This is a genomic window from Streptomyces sp. NBC_01460, from assembly GCF_036227405.1.
Lineage (GTDB): Bacteria > Actinomycetota > Actinomycetes > Streptomycetales > Streptomycetaceae > Streptomyces.
Genome location: NZ_CP109473.1, coordinates 4993136 through 5007742, shown reverse-complemented (window position 1 = coordinate 5007742; position 14607 = coordinate 4993136). Strand labels below are relative to the sequence as shown.

26 protein-coding genes are annotated in these 14607 nt (G+C 65.9%); all 26 read right to left on the bottom strand.

What is annotated here, in order from left to right:
* Positions 1-53: 53 nt before the first annotated feature.
* On the bottom strand, positions 54-557 hold the full coding sequence (gene rplQ / locus OG488_RS22670) for a 50S ribosomal protein L17 (RefSeq protein ID WP_329231850.1): 504 nt from the start codon (positions 555-557) through the stop codon (positions 54-56).
* Positions 558-759: 202 nt separating this feature from the next.
* Positions 760-1782: a DNA-directed RNA polymerase subunit alpha gene (locus OG488_RS22665; RefSeq protein WP_003966937.1), complete on the bottom strand. Its 1023-nt coding sequence runs from the start codon at positions 1780-1782 to the stop codon at positions 760-762.
* Between the two features lie 136 nt (positions 1783-1918).
* Positions 1919-2323 (bottom strand): 30S ribosomal protein S11, encoded by a 405-nt coding sequence (rpsK, locus tag OG488_RS22660; RefSeq protein ID WP_003956432.1) that lies wholly within the window; start codon positions 2321-2323, stop codon positions 1919-1921.
* A gap of 104 nt (positions 2324-2427) precedes the next feature.
* Positions 2428-2808, bottom strand: a complete 381-nt coding sequence (gene rpsM, locus OG488_RS22655) for a 30S ribosomal protein S13 (protein WP_014047799.1) — start codon at positions 2806-2808, stop codon at positions 2428-2430.
* 197 nt (positions 2809-3005) lie between these two features.
* A complete protein-coding gene (rpmJ, locus tag OG488_RS22650; protein ID WP_003956441.1) occupies positions 3006-3119 on the bottom strand; it encodes a 50S ribosomal protein L36 in 114 nt (37 codons plus the stop codon).
* A gap of 60 nt (positions 3120-3179) precedes the next feature.
* Positions 3180-3401 (bottom strand): translation initiation factor IF-1, encoded by a 222-nt coding sequence (gene infA, locus OG488_RS22645; protein WP_003956442.1) that lies wholly within the window; start codon positions 3399-3401, stop codon positions 3180-3182.
* Between the two features lie 326 nt (positions 3402-3727).
* The gene (map, locus tag OG488_RS22640; protein ID WP_329231848.1) at positions 3728-4564 is read right to left on the bottom strand and encodes a type I methionyl aminopeptidase; all 837 of its coding nucleotides are present in this window, start codon (positions 4562-4564) and stop codon (positions 3728-3730) included.
* A 122-nt stretch (positions 4565-4686) separates the two neighbouring features.
* Positions 4687-5346 (bottom strand): adenylate kinase, encoded by a 660-nt coding sequence (locus tag OG488_RS22635; RefSeq protein ID WP_329231846.1) that lies wholly within the window; start codon positions 5344-5346, stop codon positions 4687-4689.
* On the bottom strand, positions 5346-6665 hold the full coding sequence (gene secY, locus OG488_RS22630; protein WP_329231845.1) for a preprotein translocase subunit SecY: 1320 nt from the start codon (positions 6663-6665) through the stop codon (positions 5346-5348). The genes OG488_RS22635 and secY overlap by 1 nt, the downstream gene beginning before the upstream one ends.
* Positions 6666-6889: 224 nt before the next feature.
* Positions 6890-7345, bottom strand: coding sequence for a 50S ribosomal protein L15 (gene rplO / locus OG488_RS22625; RefSeq protein ID WP_329231843.1), 456 nt, complete (start codon positions 7343-7345; stop codon positions 6890-6892).
* A 1-nt stretch (position 7346) separates the two neighbouring features.
* A complete protein-coding gene (gene rpmD / locus OG488_RS22620; protein ID WP_006126892.1) occupies positions 7347-7529 on the bottom strand; it encodes a 50S ribosomal protein L30 in 183 nt (60 codons plus the stop codon).
* Positions 7529-8131 (bottom strand): 30S ribosomal protein S5, encoded by a 603-nt coding sequence (gene rpsE / locus OG488_RS22615; RefSeq protein ID WP_014047793.1) that lies wholly within the window; start codon positions 8129-8131, stop codon positions 7529-7531. The genes rpmD and rpsE overlap by 1 nt, the downstream gene beginning before the upstream one ends.
* A gap of 47 nt (positions 8132-8178) precedes the next feature.
* Positions 8179-8562, bottom strand: coding sequence for a 50S ribosomal protein L18 (gene rplR, locus OG488_RS22610; protein ID WP_069171153.1), 384 nt, complete (start codon positions 8560-8562; stop codon positions 8179-8181).
* Between the two features lie 3 nt (positions 8563-8565).
* Positions 8566-9105, bottom strand: a complete 540-nt coding sequence (gene rplF, locus OG488_RS22605) for a 50S ribosomal protein L6 (RefSeq protein ID WP_147959075.1) — start codon at positions 9103-9105, stop codon at positions 8566-8568.
* A gap of 21 nt (positions 9106-9126) precedes the next feature.
* Positions 9127-9525, bottom strand: coding sequence for a 30S ribosomal protein S8 (gene rpsH / locus OG488_RS22600; RefSeq protein WP_329231840.1), 399 nt, complete (start codon positions 9523-9525; stop codon positions 9127-9129).
* A 223-nt stretch (positions 9526-9748) separates the two neighbouring features.
* Positions 9749-9934, bottom strand: a complete 186-nt coding sequence (locus OG488_RS22595) for a type Z 30S ribosomal protein S14 (RefSeq protein ID WP_003948630.1) — start codon at positions 9932-9934, stop codon at positions 9749-9751.
* A 2-nt stretch (positions 9935-9936) separates the two neighbouring features.
* Positions 9937-10494, bottom strand: coding sequence for a 50S ribosomal protein L5 (gene rplE, locus OG488_RS22590; RefSeq protein ID WP_014047789.1), 558 nt, complete (start codon positions 10492-10494; stop codon positions 9937-9939).
* Positions 10494-10817 carry a 50S ribosomal protein L24 gene (gene rplX / locus OG488_RS22585; RefSeq protein WP_014047788.1) on the bottom strand — a complete coding sequence of 108 codons (324 nt, stop codon included), beginning with the start codon at positions 10815-10817 and terminating at the stop codon, positions 10494-10496. Before rplX ends, rplE begins: the two co-directional genes overlap by 1 nt.
* 2 nt (positions 10818-10819) lie before the next feature.
* Positions 10820-11188 carry a 50S ribosomal protein L14 gene (rplN, locus tag OG488_RS22580; protein ID WP_003966950.1) on the bottom strand — a complete coding sequence of 123 codons (369 nt, stop codon included), beginning with the start codon at positions 11186-11188 and terminating at the stop codon, positions 10820-10822.
* Positions 11189-11288: 100 nt separating this feature from the next.
* Positions 11289-11573 carry a 30S ribosomal protein S17 gene (rpsQ, locus tag OG488_RS22575; protein WP_031096375.1) on the bottom strand — a complete coding sequence of 95 codons (285 nt, stop codon included), beginning with the start codon at positions 11571-11573 and terminating at the stop codon, positions 11289-11291.
* Positions 11573-11797, bottom strand: coding sequence for a 50S ribosomal protein L29 (gene rpmC, locus OG488_RS22570; RefSeq protein ID WP_014047786.1), 225 nt, complete (start codon positions 11795-11797; stop codon positions 11573-11575). The genes rpsQ and rpmC overlap by 1 nt, the downstream gene beginning before the upstream one ends.
* Positions 11797-12216: a 50S ribosomal protein L16 gene (rplP, locus tag OG488_RS22565; RefSeq protein ID WP_014154587.1), complete on the bottom strand. Its 420-nt coding sequence runs from the start codon at positions 12214-12216 to the stop codon at positions 11797-11799. Before rplP ends, rpmC begins: the two co-directional genes overlap by 1 nt.
* 5 nt (positions 12217-12221) lie before the next feature.
* A complete protein-coding gene (gene rpsC, locus OG488_RS22560; RefSeq protein ID WP_014047784.1) occupies positions 12222-13058 on the bottom strand; it encodes a 30S ribosomal protein S3 in 837 nt (278 codons plus the stop codon).
* On the bottom strand, positions 13058-13405 hold the full coding sequence (gene rplV, locus OG488_RS22555; protein ID WP_026290933.1) for a 50S ribosomal protein L22: 348 nt from the start codon (positions 13403-13405) through the stop codon (positions 13058-13060). The genes rpsC and rplV overlap by 1 nt, the downstream gene beginning before the upstream one ends.
* A gap of 42 nt (positions 13406-13447) precedes the next feature.
* On the bottom strand, positions 13448-13729 hold the full coding sequence (gene rpsS / locus OG488_RS22550) for a 30S ribosomal protein S19 (RefSeq protein ID WP_015610726.1): 282 nt from the start codon (positions 13727-13729) through the stop codon (positions 13448-13450).
* A 12-nt stretch (positions 13730-13741) separates the two neighbouring features.
* Positions 13742-14578, bottom strand: coding sequence for a 50S ribosomal protein L2 (rplB, locus tag OG488_RS22545; RefSeq protein WP_147959073.1), 837 nt, complete (start codon positions 14576-14578; stop codon positions 13742-13744).
* Between the last annotated feature and the right edge of the window lie 29 nt (positions 14579-14607).

The following is a 14607-nucleotide window of genomic DNA, read 5'->3' as shown; positions in this document are numbered from 1 at the left end:
GGCCCGCACCGCCCCGAAGGGTGATGCGGGCCCGTACCTGGGTCTCAGGACGCTCAGGCGTCCTTGGACTCCTCGGCGGCGTCGGCCGTCTTGGTGTCCTCGACGGACTCGGCCGGAGCCTCGTCCTTCTTGACGGCGTCTTCCTTGACGGCACGCTTCGTCGCGGCCTCGGCCTCACCGGTGGCCTGCTGGGCCACGGTCAGCGCCTCGACCAGCTCGATGACGGCCATCGGGGCGTTGTCGCCACGACGGTTGCCGATCTTGGTGATGCGGGTGTAACCACCGGGGCGGTTCTCGTACCGCGGGGCGATCTCGGTGAAGAGCGTGTGCACGATGCCCTTGTCCGTGATCGACTGCAGCACCAGGCGACGGTTGTGGATGTCGCCCTTCTTCGCCTTGGTGATGAAACGCTCGGCGACCGGACGCAGGCGGCGGGCCTTGGCCTCGGTCGTGGTGATGCGGCCGTGCTCGAACAGCGACTTCGCGAGGTTGATGAGAAGAAGCTTCTCGTGCGCAGCGCTGCCGCCCAGACGGGCGCCCTTCGCGGGCTTCGGCATGGTGTTTCTCCTTGTGTGCTGCACCGGCCGTATCAGGTACCGGTGTCAGTTCCCGCGAGGCGGCCGCCCCGCGGAAGTCTCTCCCCCACGGCAAGACCAAGCCCGTCGGGGGTCCCCCGGACTAAGTCCGGGGGAGATTGAGGACGAAGCCCTCACCCGGCGCGGGGCACCCGGAAACCCGGGCACCCCCGCCGGAGGCGGATCAGTACTGCTCGGTCTCCACGAAACCGGCGTCCGCGTCGTCGTCGGCGCCGAAGGCGTCGGCGGCGGCGGTCGGGTCGAAGCCGGGAGGCGAGTCCTTCAGCGCCAGGCCCATACCGGCCAGCTTCGCCTTGACCTCGTCGATCGACTTCGCACCGAAGTTGCGGATGTCGAGCAGGTCCGCCTCGGAACGGGCCACGAGCTCACCCACGGAGTGGATGCCCTCGCGCTTGAGGCAGTTGTACGAACGGACCGTGAGCTCGAGCTCCTCGATCGGCAGCGCCAGATCGGCGGCGAGCGCGGCGTCCGTCGGGGACGGGCCCATGTCGATGCCCTCGGCGTCGATGTTGAGCTCGCGCGCCAGACCGAACAGCTCGACCAGGGTCTTACCGGCCGACGCCATGGCGTCACGGGGACGCATGGCCTGCTTGGTCTCGACGTCGACGATCAGCTTGTCGAAGTCGGTGCGCTGCTCGACACGGGTCGCCTCGACCTTGTACGTGACCTTGAGCACCGGCGAGTAGATGGAGTCGACCGGGATCCGGCCGATCTCCTGGCCCACCTGCTTGTTCTGGACGGCGGAGACGTAGCCGCGACCGCGCTCGACGGTCAGCTCCATCTCCAGCTTGCCCTTGCCGTTCAGCGTGGCCAGGACGAGGTCCGGGTTGTGGACCTCGACACCGGCCGGCGGGGCGATGTCAGCAGCGGTGACCAGGCCGGGACCCTGCTTGCGCAGGTACATCACGACCGGCTCGTCGTGCTCCGAGGAGACGACCAGCTGCTTGATGTTGAGGATGAGGTCGGTCACGTCCTCCTTGACGCCCGGCACGGTGGTGAACTCGTGCAGGACACCGTCGATCCGGATGCTGGTGACAGCGGCACCGGGGATCGAGGAGAGGAGCGTGCGACGCAGGGAGTTGCCGAGGGTGTAACCGAAGCCCGGCTCCAGCGGCTCGATCACGAACCGGGAGCGGAACTCGTCGACGACCTCTTCGGTCAGCGACGGACGCTGAGCGATAAGCATGAAGGAATCCTTCAGTCGTGGGCACCCACTATTTGATGCCCGACAGATGAAACAAGGGTACGGGCGGCACGCCCCCGAAGAGGCGTACCGCCCGGACCCACGCTACTGCCGCACGGCCGTCACCGGCCGTGACGGATCAGACGCGGCGACGCTTCGGCGGACGGCAGCCGTTGTGCGGCGTCGGGGTGACGTCCTGGATCGAACCGACCTCGAGGCCCGTGGCCTGGAGGGAGCGGATCGCGGTCTCACGGCCGGAGCCGGGACCCTTGACGAAGACGTCGACCTTGCGCATGCCGTGCTCCTGCGCACGGCGGGCGGCCGACTCGGCGGCCATCTGCGCGGCGAAGGGGGTGGACTTGCGCGAGCCCTTGAAGCCGACGTGGCCGGCGGAGGCCCAGGAGATCACGTTGCCCGAGGGGTCCGTGATCGAGACGATGGTGTTGTTGAACGTGCTCTTGATGTGCGCGTGGCCGTGAGCGACGTTCTTCTTTTCCTTGCGACGCACCTTCTTGGCTGCGCCCTGACGACCCTTGGGGGGCATGTCTTGACTCCAGATGGAGAGGGGAGGTGATCGGTCCTACAGCGAAGACCGCTGGTTTCCGCGAACGTCCGGTGGCCGGACACCCGCAGTGCGTCCGCTGAGGACTACTTCTTGCCCGGCTTCTTCTTACCGGCGATGGCGCGACGCGGGCCCTTACGGGTACGCGCGTTGGTGCTGGTGCGCTGACCGTGGACCGGCAGACCGCGACGGTGCCGGATGCCCTGGTAGCAGCCGATCTCGATCTTGCGGCGGATGTCGCCCTGGATCTCGCGGCGAAGGTCACCCTCGGTGCGGAGGTTGGCGTCCACGTACTCGCGGATCTTGACCAGGTCCTCTTCGGCCAGGTCACGAACGCGGGTGTTGGGGTTCACGCCGGTGGTGGCGAGGATCTCCTTGGACCGGGTGCGCCCGATGCCGAAGACGTAGGTGAGGGCAACCTCCACGCGCTTTTCGCGCGGGATGTCAACACCTGAAACGCGTGCCATTCAATGGCTCCAGTTGTTATGTCGGGGGTCTTCCGCAGAGCCACTCCGGGACGCCGACCTCGACCGCGTGGGAGGAGGTGGTACGCCCAGGTCCCCGGCCCCCGCCGGAGGTGTCGTCAGCCGAAGCTTGGACGGGCTCTGCGTATGTACGTTTACGTGCGTCGCGCGAAGAACTGCGAGATGCAGGGGGTCGTGCGTCAGCCCTGGCGCTGCTTGTGGCGCAGGTTGTCGCAGATGACCATGACCCGGCCGTGACGGCGGATCACCTTGCACTTGTCGCAGATCTTCTTGACGCTCGGCTTGACCTTCATGGGATGTCAGGTTCTCCGGGTCAGTGCCCTCACCACGCCGAAGCGTGATGGCGGCAAGATCTACTTGTACCGGTAGACGATCCGGCCACGCGTCAGGTCGTACGGAGAGAGCTCCACGACGACCCGGTCATCCGGGAGGATACGGATGTAGTGCATCCGCATCTTGCCGCTGATGTGCGCGAGGACTTTGTGACCGTTCTGGAGTTCCACCTTGAACATGGCGTTCGGGAGGGACTCGATCACGGTGCCCTCAATTTCGATGGCACCTTGCTTCTTGGCCACGCTTCGCCTTTCGAATCGGCTACCTTGATCGACTCCCACCACCGCATGCAGACACACGGATGCACGAGAGCCGACGAGTCAGTCTACGTCAGCGGACTCCAAAAGACGAATCCGTCAAGTTTGCCCACTTCCTCTGATCCTTAGACACGGATCAGCCGGACAGTCCTGTGCGCGGTCCGGCCCGGGAGGAGGGTGCGGCTCGGCCCAGCGGGTCCGGGGCCGCCTCGACCCCGGCCCCTCCCCCGTGCACCCCTCGCGGGGCCGGCGCCCGGGGGCGCCTCACCTGCTTCGGACCGCCGCGCCGGACTCCGCCCGCCGGATCGACCTCAGCCCAGCGGGTCCGGGGCCGCCTCGACCCCGTACTGGGCGAGCTTCGCCCGGCCGCAGTCGGGGGCGGTCAGGACCAGCGGGCCCTGCTCCGTGAGGGCGATCGAGTGCTCCCAGTGGGAGGACCAGGTGCCGTCGGTCGTGAGGACCGTCCACTCGTCGGAGAGGACCTTGGTCTGCGCCGTGCCCAGCGACACCATGGGCTCGATGGCCAGGCAGACGCCCGGGACCAGCTTGATGCCCTTGCCGCGCTTGCGGGACACGTAGTTCAGCAGGTGCGGGTCCATGTGCATCTCGGTGCCGATGCCGTGGCCGCCGTAGTCCTCGATGATCCCGTACTTGCCGGTCGCCGGGCGGGGCTGGCGGCGGATGTAGGACTCGATGGCCTTCGAGATGTCGACGAGCCGGTTGTTCACCTTCATCGCGGCGATCCCGGCCCACATGGACTCCTCGGTCACCCGGGAGAGCTCGACGAGCTCCGGAGCGTGGCCGGTGCCCACGAAGGCGGTGTACGCCGCGTCGCCGTGCCAGCCGTCGATGATCGCGCCGGCGTCGATCGAGATGATGTCGCCGTCCTTGAGGACGGTCTTCTCGTCCGGGATGCCGTGCACGACGACCTCGTTGACCGAGGTGCAGATCGTGGCCGGGAAACCGCCGTAGCCCAGGAAGTTCGACTTCGCCCCGTGGTCGGCGATCACCTTGCGCGCGACCTCGTCCAGGTCCTTCGTCGTGGCGCCGGGCACGGCCGCCTCGCGGGTGGCGGCGTGAATGGCAGCGACCACGAGGCCCGCCTCGCGCATCTTCGCGATCTGCTCGGGGGTCTTGATCTGCACCATCGCTGGGCGCCTCTCTGCGTACGAAGGGAACGGTCTGCGGCCGTACTCCACGATACGGCGCAAACAGTCGGCCGCGACGCCCGAGGGCGCCGCGGCCGGCTGTGGTGGTGGAACGCGGGGCGTCAGCCCTCGTCGGACTTCTTGAGGGCCTCCATGGCCCGCTCGGTCACCTCGGTGACCTTGCCGAGCGCGGAGATCGTCACGACCAAACCCTGCGACCGGTAGTGGTCGATGATCGGCTCGGTCTGCGTGTGGTAGACCTCGAGACGCGTACGCACGGTCTCCTCGGTGTCGTCGTCCCGCTGGTACAGCTCGCCACCGCAGGCGTCGCAGACGCCCTCGGTCTTCGGCGGGTTGTACGACACGTGGAAGACGTGCGCGCTGTCGTTACGGCAGATGCGGCGGCCCGCGATGCGCTTGACCACCTCGTCCTCGGGGACCTCGAGGTCCAGGACCGCGTCGAGCTTGACGCCCTCGCCGAGAAGCATCTCGTCGAGCGCCACGGCCTGCCCCACGTTGCGGGGGAAGCCGTCCAGCAGGAAGCCGTTCTCGGCGTCCGGCTGGGCCATGCGGTCCTTGGCCATCGCGATGGTGACTTCGTCCGGCACCAGCTGTCCCGCGTCCATGTAGGCACGGGCCTGCTTGCCAAGGTCGGTGCCCTGGCTGATGTTGGCGCGGAAGAGGTCGCCCGTGGAGATGTGCGGAATCGAGAGATTCCTGGCAAGGAACGCAGCCTGCGTTCCCTTGCCGGCACCGGGCGGCCCGACGAGGACGATTCGCATCAGCGGAGGAACCCTTCGTAATTGCGCTGCTGGAGCTGACTCTCGATCTGCTTCACGGTCTCCAGACCCACACCCACGATGATCAGGATGCTCGTCCCGCCGAACGGGAAGTTCTGGTTCGCGCCACCGAAGCCCGCCAACGCCATCGTCGGCACAAGAGCGATCAGCCCCAAGTACAGCGATCCCGGCCAAGTGATCCGGTTGAGCACGTAGCTCAGATACTCGGCTGTAGGTCGACCAGCCCGGATACCCGGGATGAAGCCACCATACTTCTTCATGTTGTCGGCGACTTCTTCGGGGTTGAACGAGATCGCCACGTAGAAGAAGGCGAAGAACACGATCAGCACGAAGTAGGTCGCGATGTAATACGGGTGGTCGCCCTTGACGAAGTGATCCTGAATCCAGGTCGCCCAGCCCGCGGTGGAGTTGGAGAACTGAACGATTAGAGCAGGGATGTAGAGCAGCGAAGAAGCGAAGATGACGGGAATCACACCCGCCTGGTTCACCTTCAACGGGATGTAAGTGGACGTACCGCCGTAGGACCGGCGCCCGATCATCCGCTTCGCGTACTGCACGGGGATGCGCCGCTGGGCCTGCTCGACGAAGACGACGAGCCCGACCATCACGAATCCGACGAGGATGACGGTGATGAACTCGATCCAGCCGTCGGCCAGCTTGCCGCTCTGCTTGATGGCCCACAGGGCGCCGGGGAAGCTGGCGGCGATCGAGATGAACATCAGGATCGACATGCCGTTGCCGATGCCGCGGTCGGTGATGAGCTCACCGAGCCACATGACGGCGGCGGTTCCCGCGGTCATGGTGATCACCATGACGACGGTCGTGAAGATCGACTGGTTGGGGACGATCTGGTCGGCGACGGGGCAGCCGCTGAACAGCGCGCCGCTGCGGGCGGTCGCCACCAGGCCGGTGCCCTGGAGGATGGCGAGCGCGACGGTCAGATAACGCGTGTACTGCGTGATCTTGGCCGTGCCCGACTGCCCCTCCTTCTTGAGGGCTTCGAGCCGGGGGATGACGACGGTCAGCAGCTGAAGAATGATGCTGGCCGTGATGTACGGCATGATGCCGAGCGCGAAGATCGTGATCTGCAGCAGTGCACCACCGCTGAACATGTTGACCAGACCGAAGAGGCTGTTGTTGCCCTTGCTGGCCTGGTCAACACAGGTCTGGACGTTCTCGTAGCTCACCCCCGGTACGGGGATGTGCGCCCCGAGTCGGTAGAGCACGATGATGCCGAGCGTGAAGAGCAGCTTCTTGCGCAGGTCGGGCGTCTTGAACGCCCGGGCGAACGCGGTGAGCACGGTGCCTCCTGCGACCCCCGCGCAAAAGCGTGAGGTGACGGTCTTGAGGATCGACGGTTACGTAACAGCCAAAGGACCCCGGGCGTTTGCCCAGGACTTACCACAGCAACAATGCACGCCACCTTACCGGCGGACATGCCCCCCTAGGAACGACCAACCGGGGATGCCCCAAATGAGAGGCATCCCCGGTCGGGTGTTCAGGCCACAGCCCTGTCCGAGTTGTCTCAGACGAGTTCGGTGACGGAGCCGCCTGCGGCGGCAATCTTCTCCTTGGCGGAGCCGGAGACGGCGTCAACCGAAACCTGCAGCGCCACGGAGATCTCGCCCTGTCCGAGGACCTTGACGAGGTGGTTGTTGCGCACGGCGCCCTTGGCGACCAGGTCGGCCACCGTGACCTCTCCACCCTCGGGGTAGAGCGTCGCGAGCTTGTCCAGGTTCACGACCTGGTACTCCGTGCGGAACGGGTTCTTGAAGCCCTTGAGCTTCGGGAGACGCATGTGGAGGGGCATCTGGCCACCCTCGAAGCGCTCCGGAACCTGGTAACGAGCCTTCGTACCCTTGGTACCACGGCCTGCGGTCTTACCCTTGGACGCCTCACCACGACCCACACGGGTCTTGGCGGTCTTGGCGCCCGGGGCAGGCCGGAGGTTGTGGGCCTTCAGCGGGCTGTTCTCCGCCATGTCAGTCAACCTCCTCAACCGTCACGAGGTGGCGGACGGTCTGCACCATGCCGCGGAACTCGGGGCGGTCCTCCTTGACAACCGAGTCGTTCAGGCGCTTGAGCCCGAGCGAACGCAGGGTGTCGCGGTGGTTCTGCTTGCTGCCGATGTACGACTTCGTCTGCGTGATCTTGAGGCGAGCCATTACGCACCCGCTCCCGCACGCGCACGAAGCAGAGCCGCGGGGGCGACGTCCTCGAGGGGCAGACCGCGGCGGGCCGCGATCTCCTCGGGACGCTGCAGGCCCTGGAGGGCCGCCACGGTCGCGTGCACGATGTTGATCGGGTTCGAAGAACCGAGCGACTTCGACAGGATGTCGTGAACGCCGGCGCACTCCAGAACGGCGCGCACCGGGCCACCCGCGATCACACCGGTACCGGGGGAAGCAGGCTTGAGCAGGACGACGCCCGCAGCCTTCTCGCCCTGGATCGGGTGAGGGATGGTGCCCTGGATACGCGGGACCTTGAAGAAGCTCTTCTTGGCCTCTTCGACGCCCTTGGCGATGGCCGCGGGAACTTCCTTGGCCTTGCCGTATCCGACACCGACGGTGCCGTCACCATCGCCCACCACGACCAGCGCGGTGAAGCTGAAGCGACGACCACCCTTCACTACCTTGGCGACGCGGTTGATCGCGACGACGCGCTCGACGTACGCGGTCTTCTCGGCGGCAGCGCCACCGTCACGGCCCTTCCGGTCCCGCCGCTCGCCGCCACCGGCACCGCTTCCGCGGCGCTGGGGTCCAGCCATTGGATTTACCTCTCTCTGTTACGTCCGCTGTGCGTAGGAACCGGGGCTTAGAACTTCAGCCCGGCTTCACGGGCGGCGTCAGCCAGAGCGGCAATCCGCCCGGCGTACTGGTTACCACCGCGGTCAAACACGACGGCCTCGACGCCTGCGGCCTTGGCACGCTCGGCGACAAGTGCGCCGACCTGCTTGGCCAGGGTGCTCTTGTCACCCTCGCCACCGCGGATGGAAGCGTCCAGGGTCGACGCCGACGCGAGCGTGTGGCCCGCGATGTCGTCGATGACCTGAGCCACCATGTGGCGGTTGGAACGCGTCACGACCAGGCGCGGCCTCTCCGGCGAACCGGAGATGTGCTTGCGGACGCGGATGTGGCGGCGCTTGAGGGCGGCACGCTTGTAGGCGTCACCCTTGGCGATCTTTACACCGTATGCCATGGCTTACTTACCCGCCTTTCCGACCTTGCGGCGGATAACCTCGCCGGCGTACTTGACGCCCTTGGCCTTGTACGGGTCAGGCTTCCGCAGCTTGCGGATCTTCGCCGAGACCTCGCCGACCTTCTGCTTGTCGATGCCCTCGACACTGAACTTCGTGGGCGACTCGACCTTGAAGGTGATGCCCTCGGGGGCCTCGATGAGGATCGGGTGGCTGTAGCCCAGGGCGAACTCCAGGTTGGAGCCCTTCGCCTGGACTCGGTAACCGACACCGCTGATCTCGAGCGCCTTGCTGTATCCCGCGGTCACGCCGGTGATCATGTTCGCCACCAGCGTGCGGGACAGGCCGTGAAGGGCCTTGTTCTGACGCTCGTCGTTCGGGCGGACGACGTTGAGCACGCCGTCCTCACCCTTGGTGACCTCGATCGGCGCTGCGACGGTGTGCGAGAGGGAACCCTTGGGGCCCTTCACCGCGACCGTGCGGCCATCGATGGTGACGTCCACACCGGCGGGAACCTGGATGGGGAGCTTGCCGATTCGCGACATGAGCTATTCCTCCGTTCCCGACTACCAGACGTAGGCGAGGACTTCCCCACCTACGCCCTTCTTGCTGGCCTGCTGGCCGGTCAGGAGACCGTGGGACGTGGAGATGATCGCCACGCCCAGGCCGCCGAGAACCTTCGGCAGACTCGTGGACTTTGCGTACACACGCAGACCCGGCTTCGAGATGCGCTTGATGCCGGCAATCGAACGCTCGCGGTTCGGCCCGAACTTCAGCTCGAGAACGAGGCTCTTGCCGACCTCGGCGTCCTCGACCTTCCAGCCGGTGATGAAGCCCTCCTGCTGGAGGATCTCCGCGATGTGCGACTTGATCTTGCTGTGCGGCATTGCGACATCGTCGTGATACGCCGAGTTCGCGTTACGCAGACGCGTGAGCATGTCTGCGATGGGATCAGTCATGGTCATGAGTTGGCCTTCGGCCTCTCTCGCCGGGGTTTCCTGTATGCGCCATCCCTCTCCCCACTCAGTGGCGGGACGGGTGCGGTGCGGGGACCTACGGCGTAGTAAGTCGGTCAGGGCGGCAGGCGCCCAACCCTTCAAGCCTACGGCATGAAGAGCGGGGCTCCTGCCGACCGGATACTTACCGAGAGCTTTCTGGTCCTCCCAAGCCCCTAGGGGCGAAGGAGAATTACCAGGAGCTCTTGGTCACGCCCGGCAGCTCGCCACGGTGAGCCATCTCACGAAGGCACACGCGGCACAGGCCGAACTTGCGGTAGACGGAGTGGGGCCGGCCGCAGCGCTGGCAGCGGGTGTAACCGCGCACGCCGAACTTCGGCTTACGGGCGGCCTTAGCGATCAGAGCCTTCTTCGCCACGGTCAGTTCTCCTTGAACGGGAAGCCGAGGTGACGAAGCAGGGCACGACCCTCGTCGTCGTTGGTCGCCGTGGTGACCACGGTGATGTCCATGCCCCGGACCCGGTCGATCTTGTCCTGGTCGATCTCGTGGAACATGACCTGCTCCGTGAGACCGAAGGTGTAGTTGCCACGGCCGTCGAACTGCTTCGGCGACAGACCGCGGAAGTCACGGATACGCGGAAGCGCGAGCGACAGCGTACGGTCCAGGAACTCCCACATGCGGTCACCACGGAGGGTGACGTGGCAGCCGATCGGCTGCCCCTCGCGCAGCTTGAACTGCGCGATCGACTTGCGGGCCTTCGTGACGGCGGGCTTCTGGCCGGTGATCGTGGTGAGGTCCCTGACGGCACCGTCGATCAGCTTGGAGTCGCGGGCGGCGTCGCCCACACCCATGTTGACCACGATCTTGACCAGACCGGGAACCTGCATGACGTTCTCGTACGAGAACTCCTCACGCAGCTTGCCGGCGATTTCCTCGCGGTAGCGCGTCTTGAGACGCGGCGCAGTGGTGGTCGTCATCAGATGTCCTCACCGGTCCGCTTGGCAACGCGGATCTTCTTGCCCTCGTCGTCAAAGCGGTAGCCGACGCGGGTGACGACCTTGTTGCCGTCCTTCTCCACGACCAGCTGAACGTTGCTGACGTGGATCGGGGCCTCGGTGGTGACAATGCCACCCGTCTGCGAACCGCGAGCCGTCTGACCGGCCTTGGTGTGCTTCTTGACCCGGTTGACACCCTCGACGAGGACGCGGTCCTGAGCGGGGAAGGCAACGATGACCTTGCCCTGCTTGCCCTTGTCCTTACCGGTGATGACCTGAACCAGGTCGCCCTTCTTGATCTTCATGCTTACAGCACCTCCGGCGCGAGCGAGATGATCTTCATGAACTTCTTCTCGCGCAGCTCTCGGCCCACCGGGCCGAAGATACGGGTGCCGCGGGGGTCGCCGTCGTTCTTGAGAATGACAGCGGCGTTCTCGTCGAAGCGGATGTACGAGCCATCCTGACGACGACGCTCCTTGACGGTGCGAACGATGACGGCCTTGACGACGTCACCCTTCTTCACGTTGCCACCGGGGATCGCGTCCTTGACGGTGGCGACGATGACGTCACCGATACCCGCGTAGCGACGACCCGAGCCACCGAGAACACGGATGGTGAGAATTTCCTTCGCACCCGTGTTGTCGGCGACGCGCAGTCGCGACTCCTGCTGGATCACGTCTATCTCCTGATCGTCTGCCGGTTCCCGGCGGGGACTCCGGTGAAGGAGTCCCCGCCGAGCCTGGCGGAACTGTCCTGAGGGGAGACCCCCTCAGGGATTACTTGGCCTTCTCGAGGATCTCGACGATGCGCCAGCGCTTCGTGGCGGACAGCGGACGCGTCTCCATGATGATGACGCGGTCGCCGACGCCGGCAGCGTTCTGCTCGTCGTGAGCCTTGAGCTTGTTCGTACGGCGGATGACCTTGCCGTACAGCGCGTGCTTGACGCGGTCCTCGACAGCGACGACGACGGTCTTGTCCATCTTGTCGCTGACGACCAGACCCTCACGGGTCTTGCGGAAACCGCGGTCAGTGTTGGTCTCAGTCACAGTCTTCTCGCTCATCAGACGCTCTCCACCGTCTCGATGCCCAGCTCGCGCTCGCGCATCAGGGTGTAGATCCGGGCGATGTCCTTACGGACGGACTTGAGCCGACCGTGGTTCTCGAGCTGTCCGGTCGCCGCCTGGAAGCGGAGGTTGAACAGCTCTTCCTTGGCCTCGCGGAGCTTGTTGAGGAGCTCCTCGTTGCCCAGCTCGCGCAGCTCGGACGCCTTGGTACCGGCCGACATCACGACTCACCTGCCTCGCGCCGAACGATCCGGCACTTCATCGGAAGCTTGTGAGCAGCGCGGGTGAGCGCCTCACGAGCAATCTTCTCGTTCGGGTAGGACAGCTCGAACATCACCCGACCGGGCTTGACGTTCGCGATCCACCACTCGGGAGAACCCTTACCGGAACCCATGCGGGTCTCGGCAGGCTTCTTCGTCAGGGGGCGGTCCGGGTAGATGTTGATCCAGACCTTGCCGCCACGCTTGATGTGGCGGGTCATCGCGATACGAGCGGCCTCGATCTGGCGGTTCGTCACGTACGCCGGGGACAGCGCCTGGATGCCGTACTCGCCGAACGCAACCTGCGTGCCACCCTTGGACATTCCGCTGCGCTTCGGGTGGTGCTGCTTGCGGTGCTTGACCCTACGGGGGATCAGCATTTCGGTCAGGCCTCCGTTCCGGTGCTCTCAGCCGGAGCAGCGGCGGCGGGAGCGTCGGCCTTGGGGGCCTCGGCTGCCGGCGCGGACTGCTGCGGCTTGCGGCCGCGACCGCCACGCTCGCCACCACGGCCACCACGGCCGGCCGGGCGGTCAGCGCCGCCACGAGCCGGACGGTTGCCGGCGCGAGCCGCTGCGTTCTCGGCGCGGACCTCGGCGATGTTCTTGACGTCGCCCTTGTAGATCCAGACCTTCACACCGATGCGGCCGAAGGTCGTCTTGGCCTCGAAGAAGCCGTAGTCGACGTTCGCACGGAGCGTGTGCAGGGGCACGCGGCCCTCGCGGTAGAACTCCGAGCGGGACATCTCGGCGCCGCCGAGGCGGCCACCGCACTGGATCTTGATGCCCTTGGCGCCCGCCTTCATCGTGCTCTGCATGCTCTTACGCATGGCACGACGGAAGGAGACACGGGAGGAGAGCTGCTCGGCGACGGCCTGGGCCACCAGCTGAGCGTCCACCTCGGGGTTCTTGACCTCGAGGATGTTCAGCTGGACCTGCTTGCCGGTCAGCTTCTCCAGCTCGCCACGGATGCGGTCGGCCTCGGCGCCGCGGCGGCCGATGACGATGCCCGGGCGGGCGGTGTGGATGTCAACGCGGACGCGGTCGCGGGTGCGCTCGATCTCGACCTTCGAGATGCCGGCCCGCTCCATGCCCTTCGTCATCATGCGACGAATGGCGACGTCTTCCTTGACGTAGTCCTTGTACAGCTTGTCGGCGTACCAACGGGACTTGAAGTCCGTGGTAATGCCGAGCCGGAACCCGTGCGGGTTTACCTTCTGGCCCATTACCGGGTTCCTTCCTTGCTGCTGACGACCACGGTGATGTGGCTGGTCCGCTTACGGATCCGGTAGGCACGGCCCTGAGCACGCGGACGGAACCGCTTCAGGGTCGGGCCCTCGTCCACGTACGCCTCGCTGATGACCAGCGAAGAGGCGTCAGGGTGGTCGTAGTTGTGTGCAGCGTTGGCGATGGCGCTGTCAAGCACCTTGCCAACCGGCACGCTCGCGGCCTGCGGGGCGAAACGCAGGACCGCCTGAGCCTCCGTGGCATCCATGCCACGGATGAGGTCCACCACGCGGCGGGCCTTCATGGGCGTGACGCGGATGTACCGCGCCTGGGCCCTGGCTTCCATGGTTGTCCCTTCGGTGTGAGTCATAGTCGTTTCCACCCCGCGCTAGCGGCGCTTCGACTTCCGGTCGTCCTTGACGTGGCCGCGGAAGGTGCGAGTCGGCGAGAACTCGCCGAGCTTGTGGCCGACCATCGACTCGGTGACGAACACCGGGACGTGGATCTTGCCGTTGTGCACCGCGATGGTGTGGCCCAGCATTGCCGGGATGATCATCGAGCGACGGGACCAGGTCTTGATGACGTTCTTGGTGCCGGCTTCGTTCTGTACGTCCACCTTCTTGACGAGGTGGCCGTCGACGAAGGGCCCCTTCTTGAGACTGCGCGGCATCTAAACCCGCTCCTAGCGCTTCTTGTTCGTCTTGCGGCGGCGGACGATGTACTTGCTCGATGCCTTCTTCGGCGAGCGAGTACGACCCTCCTTCTGACCCCACGGCGAGACCGGGTGACGTCCACCGGAGGTCTTGCCTTCACCACCACCGTGCGGGTGGTCAACCGGGTTCATCGCGACACCGCGGACGGTCGGGCGAACGCCCTTCCAGCGCATGCGGCCGGCCTTGCCCCAGTTGATGTTCGACTGCTCGGCGTTGCCGACCTCACCGATGGTGGCGCGGCAACGGGCGTCGACCAGCCGGATCTCTCCGGACGGCATACGAAGGTGGGCCATGGTGCCCTCCTTCGCCAGCAGCTGCACGGAGGCACCCGCGGAGCGGGCGAACTTCGCGCCGCCACCGGGACGGATCTCGATGGCGTGGATGGTCGTACCGACCGGGATGTTGCGCAGCGCCAGGTTGTTGCCCGGCTTGATGTCGGCGCCCGGACCGTTCTCGACGCGGTCACCCTGCGACAGACCACGGGGGGCGACGATGTAACGCTTCTCGCCGTCCGCGTAGTGCAGCAGCGCGATGCGCGCGGTGCGGTTGGGGTCGTACTCGATGTGCGCGACCTTGGCCGGCACGCCGTCCTTGTCGTGACGACGGAAGTCGATCACTCGGTAGGCGCGCTTGTGGCCACCGCCCTGGTGGCGAACGGTCACACGACCGGCGTTGTTACGGCCGCCCTTGCTGTGCAGGGGGCGGACCAGCGACTTCTCCGGCGTGGACCGCGTGATCTCGACAAAGTCGGCGACGCTGGAGCCACGACGGCCCGGGGTCGTCGGCTTGTACTTGCGGATACCCATTTCTCAGTCCTCGTCCGATTCCGGACGAC